The organism is Ruegeria sp. G5, from assembly GCF_056533365.1.
In genome coordinates, this window is sequence record NZ_JBQFOK010000001.1 from 37,792 (window position 1) to 63,852 (window position 26,061).

The 26,061-nt window shown below is 58.2% G+C and carries 26 protein-coding genes and 1 pseudogene; 7 read left to right on the forward strand and 20 right to left on the reverse strand.

Annotated features, from left to right (window positions below):
• Position 1: 1 nt before the first annotated feature.
• The 16 genes and pseudogenes from ACR0BD_RS00180 to ACR0BD_RS00255 form a co-directional block, all read right to left on the reverse strand.
• On the reverse strand, positions 2 to 580 hold the full coding sequence (locus ACR0BD_RS00180; protein ID WP_480828276.1) for a hypothetical protein: 579 nt from the start codon (positions 578 to 580) through the stop codon (positions 2 to 4).
• Entirely contained in the window at positions 580 to 1,215 is a 636-nt protein-coding gene (locus ACR0BD_RS00185; protein WP_480828277.1) for an HK97 family phage prohead protease, read from the reverse strand. Before ACR0BD_RS00185 ends, ACR0BD_RS00180 begins: the two co-directional genes overlap by 1 nt.
• Entirely contained in the window at positions 1,212 to 2,468 is a 1,257-nt protein-coding gene (locus ACR0BD_RS00190) for a phage major capsid protein (RefSeq protein ID WP_480828278.1), read from the reverse strand. Before ACR0BD_RS00190 ends, ACR0BD_RS00185 begins: the two co-directional genes overlap by 4 nt.
• Positions 2,461 to 2,787, reverse strand: coding sequence for an HNH endonuclease (locus tag ACR0BD_RS00195; protein WP_480828279.1), 327 nt, complete (start codon positions 2,785 to 2,787; stop codon positions 2,461 to 2,463). Before ACR0BD_RS00195 ends, ACR0BD_RS00190 begins: the two co-directional genes overlap by 8 nt.
• Positions 2,778 to 4,319, reverse strand: a complete 1,542-nt coding sequence (locus ACR0BD_RS00200) for a terminase large subunit domain-containing protein (RefSeq protein ID WP_480828280.1) — start codon at positions 4,317 to 4,319, stop codon at positions 2,778 to 2,780. Before ACR0BD_RS00200 ends, ACR0BD_RS00195 begins: the two co-directional genes overlap by 10 nt.
• 808 nt (positions 4,320 to 5,127) lie before the next feature.
• Positions 5,128 to 5,859: pseudogene (locus ACR0BD_RS00205) on the reverse strand (AAA family ATPase); the annotation flags it as partial.
• Positions 5,787 to 6,179 carry a hypothetical protein gene (locus tag ACR0BD_RS00210; RefSeq protein WP_480828281.1) on the reverse strand — a complete coding sequence of 131 codons (393 nt, stop codon included), beginning with the start codon at positions 6,177 to 6,179 and terminating at the stop codon, positions 5,787 to 5,789. The gene ACR0BD_RS00210 and the pseudogene ACR0BD_RS00205, both read right to left, overlap by 73 nt.
• A gap of 326 nt (positions 6,180 to 6,505) precedes the next feature.
• The gene (locus tag ACR0BD_RS00215) at positions 6,506 to 7,198 is read right to left on the reverse strand and encodes an imm11 family protein (RefSeq protein WP_480828282.1); all 693 of its coding nucleotides are present in this window, start codon (positions 7,196 to 7,198) and stop codon (positions 6,506 to 6,508) included.
• Positions 7,199 to 7,344: 146 nt separating this feature from the next.
• Positions 7,345 to 7,797 carry an SRPBCC family protein gene (locus ACR0BD_RS00220; RefSeq protein ID WP_480828283.1) on the reverse strand — a complete coding sequence of 151 codons (453 nt, stop codon included), beginning with the start codon at positions 7,795 to 7,797 and terminating at the stop codon, positions 7,345 to 7,347.
• Between the two features lie 106 nt (positions 7,798 to 7,903).
• Positions 7,904 to 8,680 (reverse strand): XdhC family protein, encoded by a 777-nt coding sequence (locus ACR0BD_RS00225; RefSeq protein ID WP_480828284.1) that lies wholly within the window; start codon positions 8,678 to 8,680, stop codon positions 7,904 to 7,906.
• A 12-nt stretch (positions 8,681 to 8,692) separates the two neighbouring features.
• Positions 8,693 to 9,883 carry a vWA domain-containing protein gene (locus ACR0BD_RS00230; RefSeq protein ID WP_480828285.1) on the reverse strand — a complete coding sequence of 397 codons (1,191 nt, stop codon included), beginning with the start codon at positions 9,881 to 9,883 and terminating at the stop codon, positions 8,693 to 8,695.
• Positions 9,883 to 10,749 (reverse strand): AAA family ATPase, encoded by an 867-nt coding sequence (locus ACR0BD_RS00235; protein ID WP_480828286.1) that lies wholly within the window; start codon positions 10,747 to 10,749, stop codon positions 9,883 to 9,885. The genes ACR0BD_RS00230 and ACR0BD_RS00235 overlap by 1 nt, the downstream gene beginning before the upstream one ends.
• A gap of 139 nt (positions 10,750 to 10,888) precedes the next feature.
• Entirely contained in the window at positions 10,889 to 13,306 is a 2,418-nt protein-coding gene (locus tag ACR0BD_RS00240) for an aerobic carbon-monoxide dehydrogenase large subunit (protein WP_480828287.1), read from the reverse strand.
• Positions 13,303 to 13,797 (reverse strand): (2Fe-2S)-binding protein, encoded by a 495-nt coding sequence (locus ACR0BD_RS00245; protein ID WP_170355562.1) that lies wholly within the window; start codon positions 13,795 to 13,797, stop codon positions 13,303 to 13,305. The genes ACR0BD_RS00240 and ACR0BD_RS00245 overlap by 4 nt, the downstream gene beginning before the upstream one ends.
• A 12-nt stretch (positions 13,798 to 13,809) precedes the next feature.
• Positions 13,810 to 14,643: an FAD binding domain-containing protein gene (locus tag ACR0BD_RS00250; RefSeq protein ID WP_480828288.1), complete on the reverse strand. Its 834-nt coding sequence runs from the start codon at positions 14,641 to 14,643 to the stop codon at positions 13,810 to 13,812.
• A 138-nt stretch (positions 14,644 to 14,781) separates the two neighbouring features.
• Positions 14,782 to 15,879 carry an MHYT domain-containing protein gene (locus ACR0BD_RS00255; protein ID WP_480828289.1) on the reverse strand — a complete coding sequence of 366 codons (1,098 nt, stop codon included), beginning with the start codon at positions 15,877 to 15,879 and terminating at the stop codon, positions 14,782 to 14,784.
• A 198-nt stretch (positions 15,880 to 16,077) separates the two neighbouring features.
• Between ACR0BD_RS00255 and ACR0BD_RS00260 the strand changes: the two genes are divergently transcribed.
• The 3 genes from ACR0BD_RS00260 to ACR0BD_RS00270 are packed head-to-tail and all read left to right on the forward strand — an operon-like array spanning position 16,078 to position 19,167.
• Positions 16,078 to 16,749: a response regulator transcription factor gene (locus tag ACR0BD_RS00260; protein WP_480699473.1), complete on the forward strand. Its 672-nt coding sequence runs from the start codon at positions 16,078 to 16,080 to the stop codon at positions 16,747 to 16,749.
• On the forward strand, positions 16,742 to 18,136 hold the full coding sequence (locus ACR0BD_RS00265; protein ID WP_480828290.1) for a sensor histidine kinase: 1,395 nt from the start codon (positions 16,742 to 16,744) through the stop codon (positions 18,134 to 18,136). Before ACR0BD_RS00260 ends, ACR0BD_RS00265 begins: the two co-directional genes overlap by 8 nt.
• Positions 18,133 to 19,167, forward strand: a complete 1,035-nt coding sequence (locus ACR0BD_RS00270) for an ABC transporter substrate-binding protein (RefSeq protein WP_480828291.1) — start codon at positions 18,133 to 18,135, stop codon at positions 19,165 to 19,167. The genes ACR0BD_RS00265 and ACR0BD_RS00270 overlap by 4 nt, the downstream gene beginning before the upstream one ends.
• Here the strand turns inward: ACR0BD_RS00270 and ACR0BD_RS00275 are convergent.
• Genes ACR0BD_RS00275 through ACR0BD_RS00285 form a run of 3 tightly spaced genes read right to left on the reverse strand, consistent with a single transcriptional unit; the run spans position 19,164 to position 22,674 of the window.
• The gene (locus tag ACR0BD_RS00275; protein ID WP_480828292.1) at positions 19,164 to 20,654 is read right to left on the reverse strand and encodes a heme biosynthesis HemY N-terminal domain-containing protein; all 1,491 of its coding nucleotides are present in this window, start codon (positions 20,652 to 20,654) and stop codon (positions 19,164 to 19,166) included. The genes ACR0BD_RS00270 and ACR0BD_RS00275 overlap by 4 nt on opposite strands.
• 10 nt (positions 20,655 to 20,664) lie before the next feature.
• Positions 20,665 to 21,894 carry a COG4223 family protein gene (locus ACR0BD_RS00280; protein WP_480828293.1) on the reverse strand — a complete coding sequence of 410 codons (1,230 nt, stop codon included), beginning with the start codon at positions 21,892 to 21,894 and terminating at the stop codon, positions 20,665 to 20,667.
• A gap of 54 nt (positions 21,895 to 21,948) precedes the next feature.
• Complete coding sequence (locus ACR0BD_RS00285) at positions 21,949 to 22,674, reverse strand: uroporphyrinogen-III synthase (protein WP_480828294.1); 726 nt, start codon at positions 22,672 to 22,674, stop codon at positions 21,949 to 21,951.
• 85 nt (positions 22,675 to 22,759) lie between these two features.
• Between ACR0BD_RS00285 and tsaD the strand changes: the two genes are divergently transcribed.
• Genes tsaD through ACR0BD_RS00305 form a run of 4 tightly spaced genes read left to right on the forward strand, consistent with a single transcriptional unit; the run spans position 22,760 to position 25,501 of the window.
• Positions 22,760 to 23,854: a tRNA (adenosine(37)-N6)-threonylcarbamoyltransferase complex transferase subunit TsaD gene (gene tsaD / locus ACR0BD_RS00290; RefSeq protein WP_480828295.1), complete on the forward strand. Its 1,095-nt coding sequence runs from the start codon at positions 22,760 to 22,762 to the stop codon at positions 23,852 to 23,854.
• Positions 23,851 to 24,807 carry an NAD(P)H-dependent glycerol-3-phosphate dehydrogenase gene (locus ACR0BD_RS00295; protein ID WP_480699460.1) on the forward strand — a complete coding sequence of 319 codons (957 nt, stop codon included), beginning with the start codon at positions 23,851 to 23,853 and terminating at the stop codon, positions 24,805 to 24,807. Before tsaD ends, ACR0BD_RS00295 begins: the two co-directional genes overlap by 4 nt.
• 2 nt (positions 24,808 to 24,809) lie before the next feature.
• Positions 24,810 to 25,079 (forward strand): YciI family protein, encoded by a 270-nt coding sequence (locus ACR0BD_RS00300; RefSeq protein WP_480699458.1) that lies wholly within the window; start codon positions 24,810 to 24,812, stop codon positions 25,077 to 25,079.
• Positions 25,079 to 25,501 carry an EVE domain-containing protein gene (locus ACR0BD_RS00305; RefSeq protein WP_480828296.1) on the forward strand — a complete coding sequence of 141 codons (423 nt, stop codon included), beginning with the start codon at positions 25,079 to 25,081 and terminating at the stop codon, positions 25,499 to 25,501. Before ACR0BD_RS00300 ends, ACR0BD_RS00305 begins: the two co-directional genes overlap by 1 nt.
• A 198-nt stretch (positions 25,502 to 25,699) precedes the next feature.
• Here the strand turns inward: ACR0BD_RS00305 and ACR0BD_RS00310 are convergent, their stop codons facing one another.
• Complete coding sequence (locus ACR0BD_RS00310; protein ID WP_480828297.1) at positions 25,700 to 26,041, reverse strand: DUF2853 family protein; 342 nt, start codon at positions 26,039 to 26,041, stop codon at positions 25,700 to 25,702.
• Between the last annotated feature and the right edge of the window lie 20 nt (positions 26,042 to 26,061).

Sequence of the window (26,061 nt, forward strand, 5' to 3'; positions counted from 1 at the left end):
ATCACGCCCTCCTATATGGCCGCAGGAGATCGGCCGCGCCGCTGTTGTGCAGTGCAAGCGCCATCCAGTTTTCGTTGCGCTCGAAAGTTGTTGTTCGAACTGCATCTTGGCGACTGAACGAGCGCATGTATCCGGGTACGATTGTCGGCTGCCCGCTTGAACTTTCAGAGACAAGAGTCTGAAGGCAGTAGTTCGATAGGCGGACGAATGCCATGGCGACAACCTCAGGCAAAGGCTCCGCGCCCACCTGGCAAGAAAATCTATATGGGCCATCACCCGGCAGGTCGAAGCCGCCGAACGGCGACGGGCCGACCGTTACTGGCTGCCATGCACTACCATCCCAGCATTCAGCGCTTGAGCTGGTAACCGGCGTCAGCGGTGGCCTCCACTCACCCGGTCCCTCGACCACCCACGTCACGGCTCGATCCGACCATCGATGGGCAACATGACCGTCAATTCGTTGCCAAACCCACGCTTCATCAAGCGCAGTTAAGGACAAGACCAGGTGTCTCTTGGCTTCTCCCGATAGCTGCGGATAGGCTATTGGGACGCCTTCTGTTTGACTTCGCGTTTCCGCCATCAGAGCCTCCAACGGTTGTAAAAATTCGGCAGGTTCGGATGCTGTGCGACCTTGGCGTAGTCATGCGGAAGCCTTTGGACCGGATCCCAGTTGCGCGCCTCAACTTCGGTTTCCGAGTACGCAGGGCGAGTCACAAGCGACAACTCAAACAGGATCGCTTGGAAGATCGTGCGGATTAGGGCGTTGCCCTCGGCAGGGTCTTCCTCTGTCACTTCCTCAGCATTTGGGACTGTGCGCTGGGGCGGGATGCGAAAGCCTGGGCTGAGGCCGATAATCAGCCCGGCATTGAAGGCTGCAAAGAAGTCCTGAACCCAACTGACGTCCTGCATTTCGGGCGCGATTGTCGCTTCAAAGCTCAGTGCGTCATCCCTGTCTTCCAGCACCAGTGAACCGGCCCCACGCGATGCAAGGGGCCGATCAAAGCTATGGCCGATCAGCAGGTGAACCTCTTGCTGGTTTTCGACCGAATAGCGGAAAGCGCCGGGCGCAAACTGTTCTTTGCGTGGACGCCCGGTGCGCCCGCCGTCACTCAGGACGGCGCGGCTGTTGTATGGAAACTTGCCTCGCAGCGCCAACGCACCAGAAGCTCGTTTCCGCAGCTCAAGGCTGCCTTCTGCGAAGCTGGTTAACATCATGCCAGTTGCAATCCCGTCAGAACTTCCAACTGCGCTGGCCGCGCGGCAACAATGTCCATCGTCGCAAGAGCAGTCAGGCGCAGACCACCGGATGCGGCGTCGGTATACGGGTCACGGATCATGTCCACTGCGCCCCACTTGCCGACAAAGATCGGAGCCACGCCGCCGGCGCTTGTGGTCAACAGAGACGTCACAGCAGACGGCGAACCAGAGGGAGCTGCCAGGGCATTGTGCGACATTGGCAGGCTACCCATGCGCGCCGCCAAGCGATCCCATTCTGTGATCCCGCTGCCTGCATCCCAGATTGCCCCGTCAAGGAAATCCCACAGTTCTGGCCGGATTAGACCGTTGACCGAGCCAGGTCCGGTTGCAGTGTTGCGCGTGATGAAACGAGTCACCGCCGCCCGATACGCTGCCCAAGACGCTGTGGCGTCGATCGGGGTTTCGGTAATGCCGTAGGTGCTGGCCCCGGCGATAACGCCCAGTGGTTCACCAGACGAACCAGAGCCAAGGAATACGACACGATCCATCTCAACGCCCATTGCCGAGTTCATGTCGCGGCGCACGGCCTGTTCCAGCGCTGCGCCAGACTTCTTCAGGGCTTTGCGTGTGATTGTCATACGAACGCCCAGCGTATTATCTGGGGCCATCGCCCGATCAGTGGTCTGGAATGGTGTCGCTGCGGCTACGTCGCTGCCTTCTGCGGACTGCCACCCGACCGTTGCACCCGCTGTTGCGACCGGCCATTCAATATCCCCGTGATCGATACTGATCATCTGCGCACCCATCTGTGCGGCTACGGAGCCGGGAAACAGACGGTCGATGATCGGGCGCGTCTGGATTGGATCGGGCGTCCCGCTGGATACCGTATTCCGCACTTCAAGAGCTTCCCACGGAACTGGAAGGCCCTGATAGCCATTCTGGCCCCTCAACTCCTCGATCACTTCGGCAGTGCGCCCGTCAATCTGGTGGCCAGTATCCAGGGCCATCGCAACTTGCCGCACTTCGAAGGCGTCAACCAGCTCGCTCCATTCTTTGTCGGAACGGGTTTCCAGTTCCTCACCGGCCTCCCGGCGTTCTTCATCTTCGGCAATCAACGCCGCGCGATAGCGGGTTTCGTTGTTGCGATATTCCCCGTCCAAGGTTTCCATGGACCGGGTTTCATCTTCGGTCGGGGTTTCTTTCCCTACCAACTCTGCCAGCTCCTGCCGGATCTCCGACTGACGGCGCTGGATTCTCACTGAATCAAGCATGTGTTTCTCCTTTGCTCGATAGGTTGCGCTGCATGTCTTGCAGCAGGTTCCGCCATTGCTGGCGCTCCGGCGGAAGGGGCTTGTGGCCACATTCCAGCCGGGTCTTGCGTCCATGGCAGGGGCCACAGAGCGTCTGTAAATTCTCAAGATCGAAAGCGCGTTCCGGTGCATTCCTGACAGGTTCGATGTGGTCGACCTCAAGCCGGTGCCGAGATCCGCATTGCACGCACTTCCAGCCGTCACGCCGCTTCGCTTCCAGCCTCAGAACTGGCCAGCGCGCATCGCGGTAAACCCATGTGCCGTATCGTTTCACACCCATACCGGAGCCCTCGCTTGTTTGGCCGGACTACTGACCATGCGCGCACCCTGTGCGACGGCCAGCACCGTTGCCGCCGCGGCGTCGATCCGCCCGAGGCTCCTGCCTTTTGCCAATTTGTGATTGCCCGCCGGATCAACCAGCGTGATTGCGTCTGCGAAGGCGCTGCGCAGCAACATGGACGGAACCGTTTTGACCCGCCCTTCAAACAGAGCCCGTCGGAAGCGCTCGATGTCCTCAGCGCCGTCTTTCCAACCGAACCCGCGCCAGAGAAACGGCACGCGCTCGAGTCCCGCCTTGTTCAGGGCTTCGACAAATTCAGCATGGCGAAAGCGATCTCCAACGATTGCGGCTGGTGGTTGGCCGTCCAACTGCGTCACGACCGAGGCCAGCCATGGACCAACGGGCACTGTTGTTTGCCCCATGGTTGCCAGTTCGCCACGTTCTGACATGTCGACATAGCGAGTCCGCACCCCGTCAGCCGCGCCACGGTCTGCAAGGCTGGGTTTGCTGGGGAATGCGCCCGTGGTTTCCAAGCGCCCGGTTTCCGGCCAGTACAGCGCCGAGGCCGACATACTGCGGCTGCCGCCTAAATCCACGCCCAGCACGACCGGCCCTTCACGCGGTGGCAGCTTGTCCGGTGATACTTCAGCGGCAAGCCATTCATCCACTGTGACAAGCACCGAGCGGTCATCTGCGGCCACGCGTTCATTGCGGTTGAGGTTCCGAAAACTGGACAGTGCCGAACCACCCCGCGCCATCGCGCGCCGTGCCTGGGCGACCAGCCATTTCGGTGTGTTGCCGATCCCCTCTTTCGATCCGGGGTTTGCTACCAGCAGGCTATCCAGATCATCGGGCGGCAGGCCCGGTTCAGGGCGATGTTCCTGCACGTAGGTTCCCGGCGGCGGCTCGTCCATCCACCGACTGAATGTGTTCGTGTCGTCGGGTGCCGAGGTTGAGATAATCAGCGCCAGACCGTCGCGTTTACCGAGGCCGGACAGGATTGCGTTTTCCAACGCGTCACCCTTTTCGCCATCCCATGCCGCGCGCTCGTCCATGACGGCTAGCGTCGGGGCACCGCCAAGGATCGATTTTCCATCGGCTGCAATCACTCTTGCCAGCCCGCCGCCGTTAAACCCAGTTTCCACCTCAAGCCGAGATCCCCGGCGAATGGTGAAATCGTATTCTTCCCGTTTCTCGTCTGGCAGACCCTCGATGAACCCCAACAGAAACCCGAATGCGATTTTAGCCTGATCCCGATTCCGGGCGGCGAAAATGATTTCGCGTTCAGGCTGGGGAGCGATCTCGCCGACCAGATGCCCCAGAGACAGCCCAGAGGAAAGCGCGGTCTTAGCGTTGCCCCTGCCGATACTCAGGACCCCGACCTCAATCTCTTTGGCAAAGGCACCGCGCACAAACTGCTTCTGAAATTGCGCAAGGCGCAACGGCTTCCCGGCCAACCGACCCTGAGCAATTTTCAGAGTTGGCAGGAACCGCAGAGCGGCCATTGCTTCTTTTGATGCCCGTTCTGCCATCAGATTTTCCCCCAGAATTTTGGGAGAGAGAAAGAAACAGCCCGCTCTGCGTAGGTCGGTTCTCCCAAAACGCCGGGCATTGGCACCAGATCAACAACCGCAGCGAATCGGTCGAAACGGGCTCGTCCGCACCCGTGCATCGGTGCGGTTAGCCATTGCGTATGCCCCCCTATAGGGGGGCAAGCTACCGATGCACTGGTGCAGCCCGTTGTTTGCATCGGTGCATCAGTCTGCATCAGTGCTGTTTTTGAACTGGTGCAAATGATCATTGGTTGGCCCATTCACCCACCTCCAGACAGGGGCGTTCCACCCTGTTCTCATCCTTGATCTTGACCTTGTTGAGCGCGCCTGACTTCAGCCAAACCTCGATCATTTTCTTGATACGCTTGCGGTCTGAGGTGGCATCCAAGCCCAGCACTTCGGCAATCACGATGCCCGCCCAATCATCCCCAGCCTTGTCAGAGTACCGTAGGGCCTTGCCGTCTATCTCGCGCTGCACAGACAGCAGGTCATCGGTGGATACGCCGTCAAATGCATCGGGCCATTCCCAGACCTCGACCACGCCAACGTCATCACCATTGGCAAGCCGCACAGACGCCATACGACGCCATACCCGCTTGCCAACAGGGGCCAAATTGGCCTTGTCACGGTTGATTGCGAAATAGGTGCTGGGATCATCCTGCACCCCGGCTTCCGCCTTCAGATCCTCACCCATCTTATTGAGCACACGACCGGAGGGGGCGGCAGCTAACAGCGCGGTTGCGCCACGCCCGCTCTCTGTGGTGGCGTCCTCACCATTGGTTTTGCGGGTGTGGTGCACCAACTCGATTGCGCAATTGCAATAGTCCGCCAGCCTGGCCCATTCCTTTGCAACGACATCAATGGCACCGTTGTCATTTTCAGTGACCTGATGCGATGACACGAATGGATCGACGATAAGAACGTCGATGCCACGGGCAAGGATTTCCGCTGCCAGTTCCTCGAGACAAGGCTCTAGGATTTTAACGCCCTCTCGCGTTTGAATGGCCGTACACAGTTCGCGTTCGCGCCCGGTGTCAACAAATAGTCTGGGAGAGTCTGGCCAGTCAGACGTTCCCTTGAAGAGTTCGTCAGGCGGGATCTGATAGTGCTGCATCGCTGCGATGATGCGCCGATCCAATTCATCGCGCGGATCTTCCAGATTGAATATCCAAACCTTGAGATCGGGCGCGACCCAATCACCCAGTAGCTTGCGGCCGGTCGCCATGGCTAAGCCCTCACAGATAGTGAGAGACGACTTGCCGACGCCCCCAGGAGCCACGGTCACCGAAACCTGTTTGCGGATCAGGTGGTGGCCGTAGATCCATGGACGAGGTGGTATTTTAGCAGGGTCACGCCAAGCAAAGGGGGTCGCGGCACGAATGCCCGGCTTTGTCTGCTCTGCCTTATAGGAACCCAGTCGATCTGCCATTTCAGCAAAATCACGCATCACGCTACCTGCCTCCCCTGCACAAATTCGAGGAAAGCAGCCTGACGGGTGCGTGGCATGGCGCTGAAGCATGCGAGGCAATACGCCTCGATCTCTTTCGGATCGGCGCGCTCTGCCCAGAACGCCGCCTGATCCAGAAAGTCCAGTTCAAACGGCGTTTGGGGCATTCCTGCCCCTTTGCCAATCGCGCTTTCGACAGTCATGATCGCGTCTTCAGTGTCCAGAGACTTGATTGCCATGAACACCAAAGCGGCACGTTGGTGCGGCTCAAGACGAGCACGCAGGATCACAGGAAGGCCAAACCAGCTATCTGAGCTGTCCAGCCAAAGAGCGTATCCAACTGAACGGGCAACGCGTTTGATGTGGTCGGGGATTTGGTGGGAAACACTCATACCAACTCTCCCCAATGTCGTTGCAGGATGGGGTAGAGCGTGGTAGATTCAACGCAGAGAGTATTTGTAGTTTCGTCTCGACAAGCGCCCTTGTCCGTTGCCGCGGACGGGGCGTTTTCATTTTGGATTACTATTTTATTACTATCTTTTCCGATTAAGACATTGATATTAAATGATGCCCGTGTCCTCTCCTGGGCACCAAATACCCGACCACATCATAATATCTTAAGCCGCCAGTTCGTGCGGCTGTTTGCTGTCGCGTTTTGACTGTGTCACGTCCATGCGGACCGGCTTTGATCAGCGGCGGAGGCGGGTTTGGCTGCGGATTAAAGAACCCCAACGGGGCAGCGGACTAAACCCCAACCGTCATCAACTCCGGCAGTTTTCATGGCTGAGACAAGACGTTCGGAGAGGAATAGGATTCGGGGCGTTTTTTGATCAATCCAGAGGTCAGGGCCGCCTAGTGCCTCGGGGACAACGACCAGTTTATGCTCCCACCCCGACCTTGGACTGAAAATCTTGCCGGCAAGATTGTTCAATGGCGCTGCAAAATCGCCCTCGGGCCCCAAGGCTTCGTAATTCCCCATCGACCGTTTGTTGCACACGTTCAGGATGTAATAGGGCTCGTCCGTGCTCGCATGACCCGCCGGGGTCTGCAATCTGATCGAATGGAAATAGATCTCACCCAGATCGAACTGTTCCAAAACCGTTTTGGCCGAGTCTGACAGCACCGGCAGACCGCCCCCGTTCATGAAACTCGGTGCCGGATTGCCGTCCTGTGAGCCATAGTACCAGACGTCGCCAACCTCGGCGTCGGTCAACCGCTCTCCTTTTCGAATTTTTTTGAAAGAACCATCGAGCAATGCGCGGTACTTTTCTTTTACATCAATAGGTTGAGCAGACAGCCAATGCCGTTCATATTCCCTCCGCGTCATGGGAGTTACACCGGACTTGTTGTTCCACGTAGTCGAAATCCAGACATGAGAATCCCGTACCGACGAGCCATTTTCATCAATCATCTTCACCACCAGAACAAAGAACTATGCACCGAAATATGATGATGTAACGACCCGCATTCGGCCTGCAATAATTAATGTTCAAAATGGGACTTCAATCGACAAAACAACCGCTCGGGCCAGCGCAAGAACCGGCCCGAGCCTAAAGATCAGGACACAGCCTGTTCCGCCACGATCTCTCCGAACCGTGTGAAGAACTTGCCAGACAGTTTTTTGGCTGTTCCCGCAATCAAACGACTGCCAAGCTGGGCGATCTTGCCGCCCACATCCACCTTTGCCGTATAGGTAAGAACCGTTTCCCCCCCGTCTTCGGTCAGGGTGACATCAGCGCCGCCCTTGGCGAACCCGGCAGCACCGCCTTTGCCCTCGCCCGTCAGAGAGAAGCCATTTGGCGCGTTTGTGTTGTCCAATGTGACCTGCCCTGCAAACTTGGCTTTGACCGGGCCGATCTTGAGAACAACTTTTGCCTCCAAGTCTTCGGGCGAGTTTTGTATCAACTCTTCGCAGCCGGGAATGCACTCCTGCAAAATCTCGGGGTTGTTCAGTGCTTTGTATACCACGTCGCGCGGTGCTGCGATGCGGATTTCGTCACTCAGTTCCATTGGTGTTTCCTTTGTTCAACAACACTTGGGAAAGACCCGCAGCGCGGTCTCAGCCGCCTCTTGGGGTGTTTGTTCGGGGCGCTTGGGCCAAAGGGATTTGAGCCGTTTAAGCAAGTTTTTCATCCTGAGGCACCTCTTTTGATTTGTCCGTGTTCCGCCACATCACGATCTCGGCCAATATGGACAGCGCGATCTCATGTGGGTCTATTGCATGGATATTCAGGCCCGCCGGCGATTTGAGGCGTGCCGCGCTGGCGGCGTCGAGCCCCTTGGCGATCAGCTTTTCCGTCAAAGTGTCGGCTTTGCGACGGCTGGCCACCATAGAAACCCGCGCTGCGGGTGTTTTCAGCGCGGCCTCCAACGCAATTCCATCGCCTTGGCCCTGCGATGCGACGACAACGAAATCGCGTGGCTCGATACCCAGCTCGTGCACTGTTGCCGGATCGCCTGCGTGCACGCGAAAACCAGCCAGAGTGGCATGCTCGGACAAGGCTTTGGCGATCAGGGAATCCCCAAAAATGACCAGTCGCGGCGCGTGTTGATAGGGCTCGACCAGCAGATCCACCGTACCGCCCGAGGGGCAGCCGCTTTTGAACGTTTGAAAACCGTCCGTGTCCGTCATGCTGACCACCTTATCCGAGGGTTTGACACGGATCATTTGTGGCTCGCCACTGGTCAGGGCCTCTTGCGCCGAACTGCGCACCGCACGCTGAACGCACGCGCCACCCAGATGACCCAGTATCCGCCCGTCCCGCGTGATCGCCGCCTTGCCCCCGGCCTTGGCCGAGGTGGCATCTGCCGTTCGCAGTACCGTGGCGACGCAAAAGGGATCACCGGTCTGACGCAGGGTCTCAATCGTGTCAAAGATATCGAAATTTACCATTCTCGGCTCCTTTCACAACTTGCGGAACTGCGGTTCAAGCGCAGCCAAAGCGTCAAGGGTGTTCGCTGGCAGATGCGCGTCCAGATGAGGTTCGGCCGCTTGCATTGCGGCTGCGATCGGCTGATAATTCTGCCACCCTTTCAAGGGGTTCAGCCAGACAATCCGCCGCGCTTTTCGGCGAATACGTGCCAGAACCGCGCCCAGCGCCTGCGGGTCCGAACTGCAATAGCCGTCCGACAGGATTAGTACGATAGTACGGCCATTCAGGGCACGCGCGCCATAGCCGTTCAGAAAGCTCTCAAGACTGCCTGAGATATCAGTACCGCCGCCAAACCCTTCGGCCATCAAGGATAAGCGGCCTGCAGCCCGGATCGAGTCATGATCACGCAGCGCGTCGGTGACACGCATCAGGCGCGTGTGGAACAGGTAGGCATCCGCTTGGGTACCGCTGCCGATAAGACCTTTCAGAAATGCCAGAAAGACACGAGAGTACACGGTCATCGACCCGCTGACATCGCACAAGGCAACAATCCGCATGGGGCGCGGTGGCCGCGCGCGACGGAACAGGTCAATCGGCTCTCCGCCTCGTGCAAGGCTGGCACGTTGAATCCGCCGCATATCCAGGGCGGGGCCTCGCGATGCGCGTTTCCGACGGCGTGATCGACGGTCGCGGATCGCACGGGCAAGCGTCAAAGCCGCTTTTTCCGCCTGTATTAGAGCCTGTTCATCCATCACCTCCCGAAGGTCCCGGCGCGACAGGTTCGCCGTGCGGGTCGCGATCAGCTTCCCGTCCATCCCCTCGGCCTCCCCGTCGCCCGGATCAGGAGTGGTGGCTGCCTGATCTGAATTCTTTGATTGTTCTTCCTCTGCTTTGCCCTGGCTTTGCCAGATCATTGGCTTTGCGGATTGCACCCGCACATGTGCGCTTTGGGCCTGACCTGACCGTTGTTTGCCCGTATTGAACCAATAGGCATCGAACAACTCGTCAAACCGACGCCACTCCTCGGCGTCTCCGGCCAGTAGCGCGCACAGCGCCTGTCTGGCCTGATCAACATCCGTTGCCTCAACCTCTGACAAGGCAGCAAGCGCTTCTCCGGTTTCCTTCGGGCCCACACGCAACCCGTTCATGCGCAGATGGGCCATAAAGCCAGACATCCGGTCGGCAAGGCCCGCAGCCCGCGATGGAAAACGCGTCACCTGCATCACGCAACCTTCCCGATCAGGCGGTCCATAACCTCGGGCGGCGCAGCGTCGTAATCTGCGGCCGTCTTCAGCAGACACACCAGCGTGGCCTGAACTTCTTCCCTCGACTGCGCCAGATCGTTGACCCCCAAACCGGACAGGGCAGCCGCCCAATCCAGCATCTCGGCAATACCCGGAGTTTTCTCGAGGTCTTCCTTGCGCAGCGCCTGAACGACCCCGATAATCTGCCGTGCCAATAGCCCCTCAATCGCAGGCATGCGCGCTCGCAAAATGGCCATCTCGGTATCTTTCGACGGATAGTCCAGAAAGCTGTACAAGCACCGCCGTCGCAGGGCATCAGACAAATCGCGTGTGCCATTAGCAGTCAGGATCACGATCGGTCGGGTCTTGGCTTCAACGGTCCCAAGTTCTGGAATCGTGATCTGAAAGTCGGATAGGATCTCCAACAAATAAGCCTCGAACTCTTCATCTGCGCGATCGATCTCATCAATCAGCAGAACCGGAGGTGTATCTTCAGTTATAGCCTCTAATAATGGGCGTTTGAGCAGAAATTCATCCGAAAACAACTTCGATTCTGTTAAACCGCCTTGCGCTTCAGATGCCCGGATCGCCAACAACTGACGCTGGTAATTCCACTCATAAATCGCGTGGCTGGCATCCAACCCTTCGTAACATTGCAACCGGATCAACCGAGCCGCACGCCAAGCCGCCATCGCTTTGGCAACCTCGGTCTTGCCAACGCCAGCGGGGCCTTCCAGCAACAAAGGCCGCCCCAAAGCCTGCGCCAGATGCAACGCCATCGCTAACCGATCATCTGCGACATAGCCTTGTGCGGCCAATCCATTTTGAACGTCACTCAAGCTCACAAACAGGATCCATTCTTCATCTGGCTAAAAATATCCCGGGGGTCCAAGGGGATCGTTCATTGTTACGCCATTGGTTCGAGTAACAATGGACGATGCCCCCTTGCCTCTGTCGGACCGGCATCAGCCGGTCCGAACCCGATCACCCATGCATCCCCAACCCATTTGCGATCTTCCAGATCCGCCAATGATCATGCGGCATATGGCTCTGCACCAACCCGAAGGGCCGGAACGCATCATGCACTGCGTTCGAGAAACAAGGCACGCCTCCCACATTCGGACTTTCACCCACACCTTTGGCCCCAATGGGATGATGCGGCGAAGGCGTCACCGTATAATCGGTAATGTAGTTCGGCGTCTCCCAAGCGGTCGGCAGGAAAAAATCCATCAGCGTGCCGGTCTTAACATTGCCCATCTCATCATAGGCAATCTCTTGCCCCATCGCGATGGCCAACGCCTCGGTCACACCGCCATGAACCTGCCCGTCGATGATCATCGGGTTGATCCGGGTGCCGCAATCATCCAGCGCATAGAACTTCCGAACATCCCACTCGCCGGTGTCGACGTCGATCTCCATGACGCAGATATAGGCCCCGAACGGGTAGGTCATGTTCGGCGGGTCATAATAGCTGACCGCCTCCAGACCGGGTTCCAGTCCCGGAATTGCCTGATTATAGGCGGCAAAGGCGATTTCCTTCATGGTCTTGAACCGCTCGGGCGCACCTTTGACTGAGAACCGATCCACGTCCCATTCGACATCGTCGTCGTGGACCTCAAGCAGATAGGCCGCGATCATCTGGGCCTTGGCGCGGATTTTGCGCGCAGCCATTGCTGTTGCCGCACCGGCCACGGGCGTGGATCGAGAGCCATAGGTCCCAAGACCATACGGCGCAGTATCGGTGTCCCCTTCCTCCAGCGTGATGTCATCGGCTGGCAGGCCAATCTCACTGGCGATGATCTGCGCAAAGGTCGTGGCATGGCCCTGACCCTGCGAGATCGTCCCCAGCCGCGCGATAGCGGACCCGGTCGGGTGAATGCGGATTTCGCAGCTGTCGAACATCCCAAGCCCGAGGATATCACAGTTCTTAACCGGCCCGGCGCCGACGATCTCGGTGAAATGCGTCAGACCAATGCCCAGCAGTTTGCGGGTTTTGCCAGCCTTGAAGTCCTCAACCCGCTGCGCCTGTTCGGCGCGCAGACCTTCGTAGTCCACGGCCTTCAGAGCTTTATCCCACGCAGTGTGGTAGTCGCCCGAGTCATACTCCCAGCCCAGCGCAGACTGATACGGGAACTGATCGGCCTTGATGAAGTTGATCCTGCGCAGCTCGGCCGCGTCCATGTTCAGCTTGATGGCCAGAACCTCGATCATCCGTTCGATGAAATAGGCGGCCTCAGTCACGCGGAAGGAACAGCGATAGGCCACCCCACCCGGAGCCTTGTTGGTATAAACCCCATCCACGGCCAGATAAGCGGTCGGGATGTCATAGGACCCGGTGCAGATGTTCATGAACCCCGCCGGGAATTTGGTCGGGTCCGCACAGGCGTCAAAGCCGCCATGGTCCGCCGTTGTGTGACACCACAGCCCGGTAATCTTACCATCCTTGGTGGCCGCGATCTTGCCCTGCATCCAGTAGTCGCGGGCAAAGGCGGTGGACATCAGGTTCTCCATCCGGTCCTCGACCCATTTCACCGGCTTGCCGGTGACAATCGAGGCCACAACCGAGCAGACATAGCCCGCATAGGCTCCAACCTTGTTGCCAAAACCGCCACCGATATCGGGGCTGATGACGCGGATATTGTGCTCGGCGATGCCAGAGATCAGCGACACAACCGTTCGGATCGCGTGCGGCGCCTGAAACGTACCGTAGAGCGTCAGCTTGCCGGTCACCTTGTCCATGCTGGCCACAGAACCGCAGGTTTCCAGCGGGCAAGGATGGGTGCGGTGGTAATAGACCATCTCTTCGGCAACCACATCGGCTTCAGCCAGGATGGCCTCGGTCGCGTCCTTGTCGCCTTGTTCCCAAGTGAAGATGTGGTTGTGATGCTTGCGAGGGCCATGCGCACCTTCGGTCTGACCTTCAAGGTCTTCGCGCAGGACCACATCGGATTTCAACGCCTCGAACGGATCGGTCAGAACCGGTAGCTCTTCATACTCAACCTCGACCAGTTCCACAGCATCCGCCGCGATATAGCGATCCTCGGCCACAACGAAAGCGACCTCCTGACCTTGGAACAGCACTTTGCCATCGGCCAGCACCATCTGTTTATCGCCTGCCAGTGTCGGCATCCAATGCAGGCCCAGCGGAGACAGGTCTTCGGCGGTGAGAACAGCGATCACGCCGGGCAGCGCCAGCGCGGCCTCTTTGTTCACGCTGACAACGCGGGCATGTGCGTAGGGGGAGCGCACAAAGTCGCCGAACAGCATCCCGTCCAGCTTGATGTCATCGACATAGTTGCCCTTGCCTTGGGTAAAGCGCACGTCCTCGACGCGTTTGCGCGAGCTGCCCATACCTTTGAGATTGGCGGCGCGTTCTTCGGGGGTCAGTGTCTGGTCGTTCATTCCGCGGCCTCCTTCTGAGCGTTCAGCATGTCAGCCGAGGCCGAGATCGCCTTGACGATGTTCTGGTAGCCGGTGCAACGGCAGAGGTTCCCGGCCATGCCGAAACGAATCTCTTCCTCGGTCGGGTTCGGGTTTTCCTGTAGCAGGCGATGCGCGCGGGTAATCATGCCCGGCGTGCAGAAACCGCATTGCAGCCCGTGATGTTCGCGGAACATCTCCTGCAGTACGCCAAGGCTGCCATCGTCGTTGGTCAGCCCTTCGACAGTGGTGATATCCGCCCCGTTCACCTGCGCCACAAAGGTGGTGCAGGATTTCACGGACTTGCCATCGATATCCACGGTGCAAGCCCCGCAATGGCTGGTTTCGCACCCGATATGGGGGCCGGTGATTTTCAGATCTTCCCGCAGGAAGTGGATCAGCAGCGTGCGCGGTTCGGCCAGACCTTCGACCTCTTTGCCGTTCACGGTGAGTTTGACGTGCATTTTTGACATTGTATCCTCCCCTCAACCCGCGCGGCTTTGTGCGCGGTCGATGGCGCGGCGCAGCATGACGCCCGCCACATGTTTCTTGAATTCGACGGGGCCGCGGTTGTCGGCCACAGGCTCGATCGCATCCAGCATCGCGGCAACGCAGCCGTTCACGTCGCCATCGGCCAACGCAGCGCTTGCACCTTCGGACCAGATCGGCGTGTCGGCCAGATTGGTCATCGCGACCGAGGCCGTTCCGTTGCCCACCATCACCGCAGCAGCAGCAGTGGCATAATCGCCGATCTTGCGCTTTTGCTTTTCGTAGGCCTGACCAACGCCTGCATCCGGAACAGGAATCGAAATCCGGGTCAGGATCTCTTCGTCTTCACGAGCAGTGAAATAGGCCGCCTCGTAAAACTCACGCGCGGGGACACTGCGGTTGCCATCAGGGCCGGACAAATGGAACGTCGCGTTCAGACACTGCATCAGCCCCGGCATATCATTGCCCGGATCTCCATTCGCCACGTTGCCGCCAACGGTGCCAACATACCGAACCTGAGGATCAGCAATTTGAAGCGCCGCCTCGCGGATAAGCGGCACGGCAGTAGCCAGCCCTTCGTGGGTAATCAGCTCGTGCTGCGTGACCATCGCGCCCAGAGTGACGGTATCCGCCCCGACGTCGATGCCCTTAAGCTCATCGATGGCTTGAAGATCGACCAAGTGGCCCATCTCGGCCATGCGCAGTTTCATCATCGGGATCAGGCTGTGCCCGCCCGCGATCACGCGCGCCTCATCTCCATGTTCCTGCAAAATGCCAATGGCCGAGGCGATGTCGCCCGGCCGGTGATACTCGAATCCGGCTGGTATCATATTTTTCCTCCCTGGGTCCGACACAATGCCTTGGGGGACCTGCATCCAGAAAAGGGGGATAGGATCAGCGGTTCCAGCTACCGGAAACGGGGCGCGCAGCTTGTTTCACGAAATGCGAATGGGCTGCACGAACTGCGATCAAAGGCCCAGCGCGTCGCGAATGTCAGTAAGGCGCGACCGGCTAACCGGCACTTTGATCAACGCATCCACGCCGTCGAAATAGCAGGTGCCGTTGTCCTTGTGCCGTTCAAAACTTGAGACGTGTTTGGGGTTCACCAGATAACTGCGATGGGCACGCAGGAAACCGTCTGGTTTCAGCCGCGTCTCGGCCTCGGTAATGGACCAGGGACAAAACAGTTTCTCTTTATCCATATAGAGAACGGTATAATGCCCCTCGGCCCGGATGGCAGCAATTTGCGTGGGCTCCGCGAAAAAGGTCTGACCTTCGCGTTCAAACGGCACGCCGGCGCGCAAGGTCGGGGTCGGGTCAGGCTGAGGGGCAGGTTCAGGCGCAACCGCGACCTCGGGCTTGGGTTCGATAAAGGTGATACCCGTCAGAAGAAACGCGCCACAGATCAGAAATACCGATACCGTCACTCCCATGGCCAAGACCTGATTGTCCAGCGCAGGCCCCGCCGCACCGGCCGTGTCGGTCGCAACAAAATCCGTCAGCCCGGTGGCCACGAAATGCATGGTAAACACAGCCACGCCGAAACAAGCAGTCCCCAGCAGGATATTCCTGTGGGTACGGCTGTCATACGCAACCCAAATCGCAAGCACGGATAGTACCACCGACGCGAGGGTTGAAAGCACCACGTCAAAGGCGCTGTAGACCGGGCGGCACAACTGCATCCCGGCCATGCCAACATAGTGCATGACGACGATACCCAGACCTACGATGACGCCTGCCCCAACGATAGTTGGCACGGTTCGGGGGCGGAAATGCAAAAGCAGCAACGCCAGCCCCACCATCAGGATCGCCACAAGCGCCGAAATCAAGGTAATCAGCGCGTCGTAGTAAAACAGGATCGGCAGTTGAAGGCCCAGCATGGCGACGAAATGCATCGACCAGATACCGCCACCCAAGACCACAGCGGCCAAAGCAACCGTGAATTTGCGCCGTTGGTTATCCATCTTGGACGCGCCATGCGTCAGGTACAGACCGGTGAAACCAGCCATCAGCGCCACGGCCAATGAGGCCGCCACCAACCAGGCGTTATGCGAATAGTCTAGCATTGGCGTCGCACGCCCTCCCCCGGCGTGCGCAGACGTTAGCAAACGGAATTGACTGGGACAATTGGCCAAAACGGCGCCCTTTAAACCCCGGTGCCGACCCATGTCGCCCTGATGCGCAGCTGCGTGTCCTTGCAGGTTGAACCTGTTTCCCGAATAATGAGCGCATAGCGGTTCTGCGTCACGCTTTGGGGAGAGGGCATGCGCGTTTTGATGGTTGAAGATGCCGAAGATCTGGCCGAAGGCGTAGTCGCCCATCTGGCCCGGTCCGGTGTCGTGTGCGATCTGGCCGCCACGGTAGAATCCGCTCAGGATTTCCGCGCGGTGCAAAGCTATGACGCAATGCTGTTGGACATCAACCTACCCGACGGCTCGGGCCTGAACTTTCTTGGACGGATGCGCGCATCAGGTGATCGAACGCCGGTTCTGATGCTGACAGCACTCACCTCGGTCGAAGATCGCGTGGCGGCGTTGGATAAAGGCGCGGATGACTATCTGGGCAAACCCTTTGATCAGCGCGAACTTGAGGCGCGCTTGCGCGCTTTGGTCCGTCGCGACGCGGATCGAAAAAGCGAGCAAATCAACCTCGGGCCGCTTGTCTATGCACCCAAGGATCGCAGTGCGACGCTGGATGGAAAACGACTGAACCTCACAGCGCGCGAGGCCGCCGTGCTGGATGCGCTTATCCGGCATGAAGGGCAATACCTGTCCAAGGCGCGCCTTTATGACTCGCTCTATGGGTTCGACGACGCGGATGTGGGCGAAAACGCGATCGAGCTTTACATCGCGCGGCTTCGCAAAAAATTTGCAGGCAGCCCCATCAGTATCACGACACAGCGCGGTGTCGGATACCGGATCGGTCTGAATGGCTAAACTTCACCTGCCCCACAGCCTGACTGCCCGCGTCCTAAGTGCGGTTGTGCTGATCTTACTGTTGGGCGGCTTTCTTGTGGGTCTTTCAATCTGGGCAAACGGACGCCTTGCAGCACGGCAGGCCTATGACCGGCTGTTGCTGGGTGCCGCCAGCGATATCGCAGAGTCGGTCCGCATTCAGGATGGTGAACCGGTGGTGGATTTGCCCGTCTCTGCTTTTCAATTGCTGGCCCAGGCACCGGATGATCGGATCTACTATGCGGTTCAGGTCCCTGATGGGCCCTTTATCACCGGGCTGGATCGCGACACGGTTATCGATGTCCCGGATCAGACAGGCACGCCGCTGTATTTCGCGGCTGACCTGAACGGCGAGCCCGCGCGCTTTGTGCGCGTGGCACGTTTGTTTGCCGAACGGGATTTCTCGGGCGAGGTCGAGGTTCTGGTCGGCCAAACCCTGCGCGCGCGTCAATCCATGACCGCTGGTCTGATGCGAGATGCGTTGCTTCCAATGGCCGCTGCTGGCGCCTTGCTGCTGATTATGTCTTGGTTTGTCACCCGGTCCGCCTTGCGCCCGCTTGAGGCGTTGTCCGAAGACCTCACCCGCCGGGACCCGCATGATCTGACGCCAATGGCAAGCGATGGTCTTCCGCGTGAATTGCAAGTGATGCTGAACGCCATGAACCGTTTCATGGGGCGATTGGATCGCCAGGTTGAAACGATGCGTAACCTGATCGCCGACACCGCGCATCAACTGCGGACCCCAGTCGCAGCAATTCGGGTACAGGCCGAAATAGCGCAGGATGACCCGAATGAACCCGCGCGAAAACGTGCTGTGGACAGGTTACTGGGGCGCACGCGCTCTTTGGGTACACTGCTGGATCAGCTTTTGTCGCGCGCAATGGTTATTCACCGCATTGACAGCGCCCCCCGTCTTCCGGTCGACCTGCGCGAAGTTGCGCTGGACGTTCTGGAGCACGGTGATCACGAGGTCATTGCGCCCGGCGTTGAAACGCGGCTTGAGATCGGAGAAGACCCCGTACTGGTCAGCGCCGACGCGTTTTCAATCGGCGAAGCAGCCAAAAACCTTCTGGGCAATGCGCTGCGTCACGGCAAACCACCTGTCAGCATTGGCGCATGTTTGGAAGGGGATCGCGCGATCTTGTGGGTGCAGGATCAAGGCTGCGGTCCGGCGACGCAAATCGCTGACCAGCTTGGCGATCGCTTCAACCGTACTTCGGCATCTGGCGAAGACAGCACGGGACTGGGCTTGTCGATCGTGAAATCCACGGCCGAGGCATTCGACGGTCACGTCAACATGGCACGTACCGAAACCGGATTTCGCGCCGCATTGAGTTTCCCCGCCGCAACGGAAAAGGAATATCCATGATCCGGGTCCTGTTTCTGATCAGTCTGATTGTCACCGCCTTCCCCTTGCGCGCGCAGGAAGCCACAGCCAGTTTCGGCAGCGGCAGCCAGCCCATGCTGATCCGGTCCACGACCGATATCGCGATTATCGCCCCAGTTATGGAGCGTTTTGCCGACCTGAACCCGCGACTTTCGATCACCTATGAACAATGGGGCTCGAACGCTTTGTTCCAGCATAGTCGCACGGTCTGCAAAACGGGTGCCAACCCGGCCGATGTGGTGTTTTCCTCGGCCATCCAGCAGATGGTCTGGCTGGTCAATTCGGCCTGTGGCTATCGGTACAAGTCCGACCTGACCGACACGCTGCCAAATGCGCGCCGGTGGAGGGACGAATTGTGGGGTATTACAACGGAACCTGCCGTCATCGCTTATAACAAAACGTTGCTGCAGGATCAGGACGTTCCGCGCAGCAGGTTTGCATTGCTTGATGCAATGCGCACCCAACCCGATTTGTTAAGAGGCCGCGTGGCAACTTATGATATTGCCGCGTCGGGGTTAGGCTATCTGTTTGCCTATGGCGACAGCCTCGAAGCGACGACCTTTGGCTCGCTTATCGAAGGTTTCGCACGTATTGATGCCGTCGCCACCTGCTGTTCTTCGGAAATTATCCGCGACGTCGCAGAAGGGCGGTTTCTGATCGCCTATAATGTGTTGGGATCTTACGTGGCCAATGCCAATGCCCCCGGCGTCGGAGTTATCCTGCCCGAAGACTATACGCTGGTTTTGTCGCGCGCGCTGATGATCCCCCGGCAAGCCGAGAACAAAACAGCAGCAACCGGGTTTCTGGATTTCCTTCTGTCCCCCGAAGCTCAGGCCTTGCTATCCGCGTCCGGGCTTGTCGCGCAGATGGACACGGCGGATACCGGTCTGAACCCCAGCGCACAACGTTTTATTGCTCTGTCCCCCGCCCTTTTGGTCGCCAGAGATCAGAACCGCCGTGCAGAACTATTCAAACTTTGGAATGATGCCTTTGACGTAGAAACCGCCCGTTAGACTTTTTCTTCGGCGGCAGGCTCAACATCTGGACGAGCTGGCTCGGCATCCATTTCGATGACGTCAGAGTCGATTTCCGCCTCATCCATGTCTGGTTCTGCCTTGTCCTCAATCGCGCCTACAATCAGCGGCAGCATATGCACACCAGTGGCCGAAGCGATTTCGGGTGTTTGGGGCGTTTGCCAACTTAGCGTATCGAAGCTGTGGCAGTTCTGGCAGACGGGCGCCCATTCGGCCTGAATATCATGGCAGTTGTCACACACCCATTGCGGACCCCGCGGTGCATTCAATGCCTTGGCCAGCCAACCTTGTACAACCGCATCCGAGGCCCCTTCGCCACGTTCGATTGCAGCCATCAAGGTATACGCCCGTGCGTCGGCTTGTTTTTCGACCACATCGCCCAGCGCACGGCGAGCTTCGGGGAAATCTTCGGCCACGATGTTCAGCTCAGCCAAAATCAGGCGCGTTTCCATGTTTTCAGGGTGCACGCGGGTCAGCGCAACAAAGCGTTTGATACGCTCGACCGGCGTTTCATCCGGAGCGATCTCGGCAAAAGCATGCGCAAGATCAGGGTGCGGCTGTGCCTCCCACGCCTTTTTCAGGATTTTTGTAGCGGCACGCGGCTTACCCTTTTTGATGTAGGCCCGTGCAGCCATCGCAGCGGCAGGCACAAGATCAGGCGATAAACGGTTCGCCTCGATTGCATGCTCTTGCTGCTCGACGGTGGCGTTTTCATCCAGAATGCCTTTGGCTTCGGACAAGGCCAGAACCGCATCACGCCGCTTGAACACATCGCGTGGCAAGTGGCCCGATTTCAACTTGGCCGTCAGCGTGGAACGTGCGCCGCTCCAATCTTGGGACTTGGTTTGCAGACCCAACAGAATATCCTGCGTTTCCGCATGGCGCGGTTTGATCGCCAACGCTTTTTCAGCCAGCTTACGCGCCGTGTCGTCGTCGCCTTCGGCCAGTTTTTGTTTCAGGATTCCGCGAACGCCAACAAAGCGCGTGGAGTTGTTGGTCACAAGCTTTTTGTAGGTTTCCGATGCCTTCTTGGTATCGCCATTCATTTCGGCGGCCTGCGCCACCAGAAGATTGGTCAATTCCGGCTTGTTCAGCAGTTTTTCAGCCTTGGTCGCCTTGTTCATAGCGACGCGCCCTTCGCCCGAGGCCAACGCCATCAAGCCATCAGCCAAAGCCTGATATCCGCGTTGCTCGCGGCTACGGTCGAAATAACGCGACAGCGCCGTTTCATCACCGTTCAGGAATTTCAGCGTGGCGACCAGCAAGGTGAGCAGTTTGAAGAACAGCCAAATCGCAAACACCATCACACCCAGCGCAATGACAGATTGTAGCGGCCCCAGCGTGTATTCGGTTCCACCCGCCGTGATTTGCACACCACCGCTGGTTTCCATCAAAAAGCCCGCGCCCACAGCGAGAAGCCCGACAATCGCAACAAAAACCAGAATTTTTAACAGTGACCAAAGCATGGCAGGTCCTTCAGTTCGAGTTCGCGCCAGAGGCAAGCGCATCTGCGGCGTCGACCGCAGCTACCCGCGCCTGAGCCGCCTGTTCCCAATCCGTCATCGCGGCCCGAGCCGTCTCGGGTAGGGATTTCAATTCATCCAAAGCGCCGGACACGTTGCCATCCAACAACGCGGCCTGAGCGCGTGACAAAATCGCGTCCGGATCGTCACCATCCTGAGGCGTCACCGATCGCGCACCCGTCTGCCGCTGCAGGAATGCGACGATACCAGTGCCTTTATCAGCCTCTCGCGCGTCGGCAAGCGCAACACGCGCCGCGGGATCAAACGACTCGCGCAAGGCAGAAAGCGTTGCAACACCCTTGTCCGCCGGAGCAGACAGAGCCTCGGGTATGTCGACACCGCCTGCCGACAACTCAGACACCAGTGCGTCATAGGGCAGGCCCGCATCCAATTGGCTATGCAGTTTCGACAGGATCGCCGCATTGGTTGCCGCCAATGCCTCGTCTGACGCTCTGGCCTCGAGCGCCTGAGCATCGGCAACCATTTTTTCCACTTCGGCGCGCTGGGCGGCTAACGAATCCTGTAGTTTTTTCAGTTCCGCTTCAAAAGCTGCGGTCGCTTCGGGTGTGGCACCTTGGGTCAAGGCCCCGCTTTCCAATTCGGTCAGACGGTCAGTCAGCGGATCGACCTTTCCAGCCAAACCATCAAGTGCGGTCTTAACCGCGTCCAGATCCGACGAAACCGGCGCCAACTGACCCGAAAGCTCATCTACTTTTGCCGACAGACCCGCGCCATCAGCCAACGATTTGGTCAGTGTTTCAAGCTGATCTGCCTGTTCGGCCAGTTTTGCCTCTAACGTGGCGACCGCGTCCGAGTCACCTGACGAGAACATCCCCGCGCTTCCGACGGCAAAACCGATACCCGCCGCAATAGCGCCCCCGATCAACGCGGGCATAAAACCAGCGCTTTTCTTTTCGGTATTACGTTCGGACAGGTTTTCCTTAAAACGCTCAAGGTTCGCTTCGGCTTCGGCTTCGGCTTCGGCTTCGGCTTCGGCTTCGGCTTCGGCTTCGGCTTCGGCTTCGGCTTCGGCTTCGGCTTCGGCTTCGGCTTCGGAAAGTGCGTCTTCCTTGGCCTCTAATTCGTCAACTAGGGAATCGTCTGATGCAGAAACGGTTTCGGTCACTTCATCCAGATTTGGGTCTTCCACCGGCTTTTGATCATTTTTCTTCTTACCAGCCACCGCAATATTCCCCTTATCGAATCCGAAAAGACCTGAACAACAGACCTGACTAAGTTAATCGGTGGCCTCGCCGCCCTCAACCCGCAACGCATGTTTCACAAGTTTTTTAACGGCTTTCCGCATTTTCTTGGGTGTAGGCTCTTTCGCGATCTTCAGACCCGCGTGGGGCAAAGAAAAAAGGGGTTCAGCGGTGGCCTGGCTGATTGCAACCAGCCATAACGGGGCCGATCCGGACCAAATGTCGGCAAAATGTCGCGCCGTTCTGGGCGAAAAAATTGGCGCAATCACAGGAATGTGCCCGGCTGCAGCGGCCGCTGCATCTGGTGTCAGCGGTAACAGGTTCTGCTGATAAACGGCTTGCTCTGTCACGGTCAGACCGGATTCGGTCAACCTTTCGGCGATGTTTCCACGTGTGTGTTCACCCCTTAGGTGCAGCAGCGGGCTTTGCGGCCGGGTTTGCAAAAGCGCGGCAACCAATTCCTCGGCCGTTTGCCCCATCATACTGGCGACCCATCCTGCACCCTTTGCCGTTCCCGTTGTCGCAGACCCCACACAATATGCAGGCAGGGATCGATCAACCCCCATTGACGCTGCAGCATTCACGGCATTGGCCGAGGTGAAAATCAACCCACGTATATCGTCAATGCGCTGTTGGACCGGGAGAGGCTTGATCTCGAGTATCGGAGAATAGATGACGTCAACCCGGGATCGGACGCGGGTTGGCAACTGCGCGATGAACCTTTCAGAGGCCGCGCGCGGGCGGGTCATCAACAAATACAACAGTCGGCGCCTTGGGCCTTGGGATTGTTTGCATCCGCACAGGGTGATACCCCGCTTGGCAATCAAGGTTTAACGGATCAGGCCAATGGTGCAAACACTTACTGTCCTCGGACTGGAAAGCAGCTGTGACGACACAGCGGCTGCTGTTGTGCGCCAAGGCGGTGATGGCACGCAAATCTTATCCTCGATTGTTCATGGGCAGACCGACTTGCACAGCGCCTATGGGGGTGTCGTACCCGAAATCGCCGCGCGCGCGCATGCCGAAAAGCTGGATACTTGCGTGATTCAGGCGTTAGAGGCCGCAAACCTTACCCTTTCGGACATGGATGCCATCGCCGTAACAGCCGGCCCGGGCCTGATCGGTGGCGTAATGTCCGGCGTCATGTGCGCCAAGGGGATCAGCGCGGCAACCGGGTTGCCGCTAATTGGTGTCAACCACTTGGCAGGGCACGCCCTGACGCCGCGATTGACGGACGGGATTACCTTTCCATACCTGATGCTTTTGGTTTCGGGCGGACACTGCCAGTACCTGATCGCCCACGGACCAGAACAGTTTACCCGCCTCGGGGGCACGATCGACGATGCGCCCGGCGAAGCATTTGATAAAACCGCTCGCCTTTTGGGACTGCCGCAGCCGGGTGGCCCCTCGGTCGAGGCCGAAGCCCGCAATGGCGATCCCAAGCGGTTCCGATTTCCCCGCCCGCTTTTGGATCGGCCGGGTTGTGACTTGTCTTTTTCCGGCCTCAAGACCGCTTTGATGCGCATGCGGGATCAGATCGTGGCGGAAAAGGGTGGATTAACACGGCAGGATCGCGCCGATCTGTGCGCGGGATTTCAGCAGGCCATCGTCGATACTCTGGCCGAGAAAACACGACGGGCGATTGACAGCTATCTTGAAGAAAACCCATCTGATCCTGTGATCGCGGTCGCCGGTGGTGTGGCCGCAAATACGCCCATTCGTTCCGTGTTAGAGACTGTTGCGCATGAAAAAGGCACGCGTTTCACGGCCCCACCACTTGCGCTTTGCACGGACAATGCAGCCATGATCGCCTTTGCCGGGCTCGAGCGTTTCCGGGCCGGCGCACGTGACGGGCTGGATCTGACCGCGCGCCCTCGGTGGCCTTTGGATCAGACCAGTCCAGCCATGTTGGGCAGTGGTAAAAAAGGTGCCAAAGCATGAGCATTTCAGTGCTGGGATCAGGGGCGTTTGGCACCGCTTTGGCGATTTCATTGGCGGGAAACGGACCCGTCACGCTGTGGGCTCGGGATCCAGAGCAGGCGCAGCTTATGCAGGGCGGGCGCGAGAATGCCGCACGGCTACCGAGCATGCGTTTGCCGGACGTCATCACAGCCACCTCGAACATTGCGAAGGCCGCAGAGAGTGAGACGATCCTGGTTTCAGTCCCAATGCAGCAACTTCGGGGCGCTCTGCTGGACCACGCTGCTGTTCTTTCTGGAAAGACGCTGGTCGCTTGCTGCAAAGGAATTGAGCTGTCCACGGGCCTTGGACCAATTTCGGTCATTCGCGATACTGTTCCGGATGCGCGCCCTGCTTTGCTGACGGGTCCCAGCTTTGCTGATGATATCGCGCGTGGTCTTCCGACTGCGTTGACACTGGCTTGTGCCGACGACGCGATGGGTTTGCAGCATACGCTCACCACAAGCAATCTGCGCCTGTATCGCACAACTGATATCATCGGAGCCGAACTGGGCGGCGCGCTTAAGAACGTTATTGCCATAGCATGCGGCGCGGCCATCGGAGCGGGGCTGGGCGACAGCGCGCGCGCGGCCTTGATGACCCGGGGGTTCGCCGAAATGCAGCGCTTTGCGCTGATGCGGGGTGCGCGCCCCGATACCTTGATGGGCCTGTCGGGACTGGGCGATCTGGTGCTCACATGTGCGTCAGAATTGTCAAGAAACTATCGTTTTGGTCTGAGTTTGGGTCTAAGGAAGCCCTTTGATTCCAACACAACTGTCGAAGGTGTCGCCACCGCACGCGCCATGGCGGACATTGCCAAGACCGAAGGACTGGATATGCCCATCAGTGCCACCGTCGCCGATCTGAGCCATGGCGCATACAGCGTAACACAAGCCATCGAAACCCTGCTCAACCGACCCCTAAAGGAGGAATAAAAATGCTGATCGCTCTTATCGCCCGTGACAAGGACGGCGCGTTGCAAACACGATTGGACAATCGCGCCGCCCACCTCGCTTATATCGAGGAAACAGGCGTTGTGGCGCAGGCTGGCCCTCTGCTGGATGGGGACGCTATGATCGGCTCACTTATTATTCTCGAAGTCGAAGACATGGCCGCTGCGCAAAGCTGGGCGGACAATGACCCTTATGCCAAAGCAGGTCTGTTTCAATCAGTTGACCTGATTACTTGGAAAAAGGTCGTCGGCTAATGGCTTTTTGGCTGTTCAAATCCGAACCGTCCACCTGGAGCTGGGACCAACAGGTTGCAAAAGGCGAGGCAGGCGAAGAATGGGACGGCGTTCGAAACTATCAGGCCCGCAACTTCATGCGACAGATGCAGGTGGGCGACCGTGGATTCTTTTACCATTCCCAAAAGGACAAAGCGGTCGTCGGCATCGTCGAGGTCTGCGCCGAAGCCCATCCTGACAGCACCACCGATGATAATCGCTGGGAATGCGTGGACATCAAAGCCATCCGACCCTTTGTGACAGAGGTAACGCTGGACCAGATCAAATCAGACGAACGGTTGGGCGACATGGTATTGGTCAAGAACTCACGCCTGTCCGTGCAACCGGTTACAGATACCGAATGGCAGGTGATCTGCGAATTAGGACAAACACAAGCGGAATGAAAAAAGGGAAGGTTCCGACGGATGCAGAACCTTCCCTACCCCGCGTGCTCCCGACTCACCACACGCGTATAGAAATTCCGGTTCTGACCATCCTGGTCACATTGGTACATTAGTCGGTTTTAGGCTGTCAGCACAAACACCAACTGCTTAAAATTTAAAACGCCCACCTCGGGTGAAGCGGGCGTCAGGTTTGTGGATTTAGCCGTAAACCGATTCTTTCCCAAAATGCTTGGTCAGCATATAGTAGACGACCGCGCGATATTTGTTGCGCTCGGACATGCCGTAGGTTTCCAGCACTTTATTGATCGCCTCATCCAGCTCGGGACCGTCGGCAAGGCCTAGCTTTTTGATCAGGAAGTTGTTCTTGACGGTATCAATCTCACCTTCCTGCGTTGCCGCCACAGTTGCCGCATCAGCGTCATAGATCGCCGGGCCGCAACCGATCGTGACCTTGGTCAAAAGGTCCATATCCGCGTCCATTCCACATTTGGACTTCAGGTCTTCGGCATATTTGGCGATCAACTCGTCGCGTTTTCCCATGAATAATTCTCCCGTAATGC

Excerpts from the sequence above, each read along its gene's own strand:
- ACR0BD_RS00180 (WP_480828276.1), bottom strand. The coding sequence starts at position 580 with ATGGCGGAAACGCGAAGTCAAACAGAAGGCGTCCCAATAGCCTATCCG.
- ACR0BD_RS00185 (WP_480828277.1), bottom strand. The coding sequence starts at position 1,215 with ATGATGTTAACCAGCTTCGCAGAAGGCAGCCTTGAGCTGCGGAAACGA.
- ACR0BD_RS00190 (WP_480828278.1), bottom strand. The coding sequence starts at position 2,468 with ATGCTTGATTCAGTGAGAATCCAGCGCCGTCAGTCGGAGATCCGGCAG.
- ACR0BD_RS00195 (WP_480828279.1), bottom strand. The coding sequence starts at position 2,787 with ATGGGTGTGAAACGATACGGCACATGGGTTTACCGCGATGCGCGCTGG.
- ACR0BD_RS00200 (WP_480828280.1), bottom strand. The coding sequence starts at position 4,319 with ATGGCAGAACGGGCATCAAAAGAAGCAATGGCCGCTCTGCGGTTCCTG.
- ACR0BD_RS00210 (WP_480828281.1), bottom strand. The coding sequence starts at position 6,179 with ATGAGTGTTTCCCACCAAATCCCCGACCACATCAAACGCGTTGCCCGT.
- ACR0BD_RS00215 (WP_480828282.1), bottom strand. The coding sequence starts at position 7,198 with ATGATTGATGAAAATGGCTCGTCGGTACGGGATTCTCATGTCTGGATT.
- ACR0BD_RS00220 (WP_480828283.1), bottom strand. The coding sequence starts at position 7,797 with ATGGAACTGAGTGACGAAATCCGCATCGCAGCACCGCGCGACGTGGTA.
- ACR0BD_RS00225 (WP_480828284.1), bottom strand. The coding sequence starts at position 8,680 with ATGGTAAATTTCGATATCTTTGACACGATTGAGACCCTGCGTCAGACC.
- ACR0BD_RS00230 (WP_480828285.1), bottom strand. The coding sequence starts at position 9,883 with ATGCAGGTGACGCGTTTTCCATCGCGGGCTGCGGGCCTTGCCGACCGG.
- ACR0BD_RS00240 (WP_480828287.1), bottom strand. The coding sequence starts at position 13,306 with ATGAACGACCAGACACTGACCCCCGAAGAACGCGCCGCCAATCTCAAA.
- ACR0BD_RS00245 (WP_170355562.1), bottom strand. The coding sequence starts at position 13,797 with ATGTCAAAAATGCACGTCAAACTCACCGTGAACGGCAAAGAGGTCGAA.
- ACR0BD_RS00250 (WP_480828288.1), bottom strand. The coding sequence starts at position 14,643 with ATGATACCAGCCGGATTCGAGTATCACCGGCCGGGCGACATCGCCTCG.
- ACR0BD_RS00255 (WP_480828289.1), bottom strand. The coding sequence starts at position 15,879 with ATGCTAGACTATTCGCATAACGCCTGGTTGGTGGCGGCCTCATTGGCC.
- ACR0BD_RS00260 (WP_480699473.1), top strand. The coding sequence starts at position 16,078 with ATGCGCGTTTTGATGGTTGAAGATGCCGAAGATCTGGCCGAAGGCGTA.
- ACR0BD_RS00265 (WP_480828290.1), top strand. The coding sequence starts at position 16,742 with ATGGCTAAACTTCACCTGCCCCACAGCCTGACTGCCCGCGTCCTAAGT.
- ACR0BD_RS00270 (WP_480828291.1), top strand. The coding sequence starts at position 18,133 with ATGATCCGGGTCCTGTTTCTGATCAGTCTGATTGTCACCGCCTTCCCC.
- ACR0BD_RS00275 (WP_480828292.1), bottom strand. The coding sequence starts at position 20,654 with ATGCTTTGGTCACTGTTAAAAATTCTGGTTTTTGTTGCGATTGTCGGG.
- tsaD (WP_480828295.1), top strand. The coding sequence starts at position 22,760 with ATGGTGCAAACACTTACTGTCCTCGGACTGGAAAGCAGCTGTGACGAC.
- ACR0BD_RS00295 (WP_480699460.1), top strand. The coding sequence starts at position 23,851 with ATGAGCATTTCAGTGCTGGGATCAGGGGCGTTTGGCACCGCTTTGGCG.
- ACR0BD_RS00300 (WP_480699458.1), top strand. The coding sequence starts at position 24,810 with ATGCTGATCGCTCTTATCGCCCGTGACAAGGACGGCGCGTTGCAAACA.
- ACR0BD_RS00305 (WP_480828296.1), top strand. The coding sequence starts at position 25,079 with ATGGCTTTTTGGCTGTTCAAATCCGAACCGTCCACCTGGAGCTGGGAC.
- ACR0BD_RS00310 (WP_480828297.1), bottom strand. The coding sequence starts at position 26,041 with ATGGGAAAACGCGACGAGTTGATCGCCAAATATGCCGAAGACCTGAAG.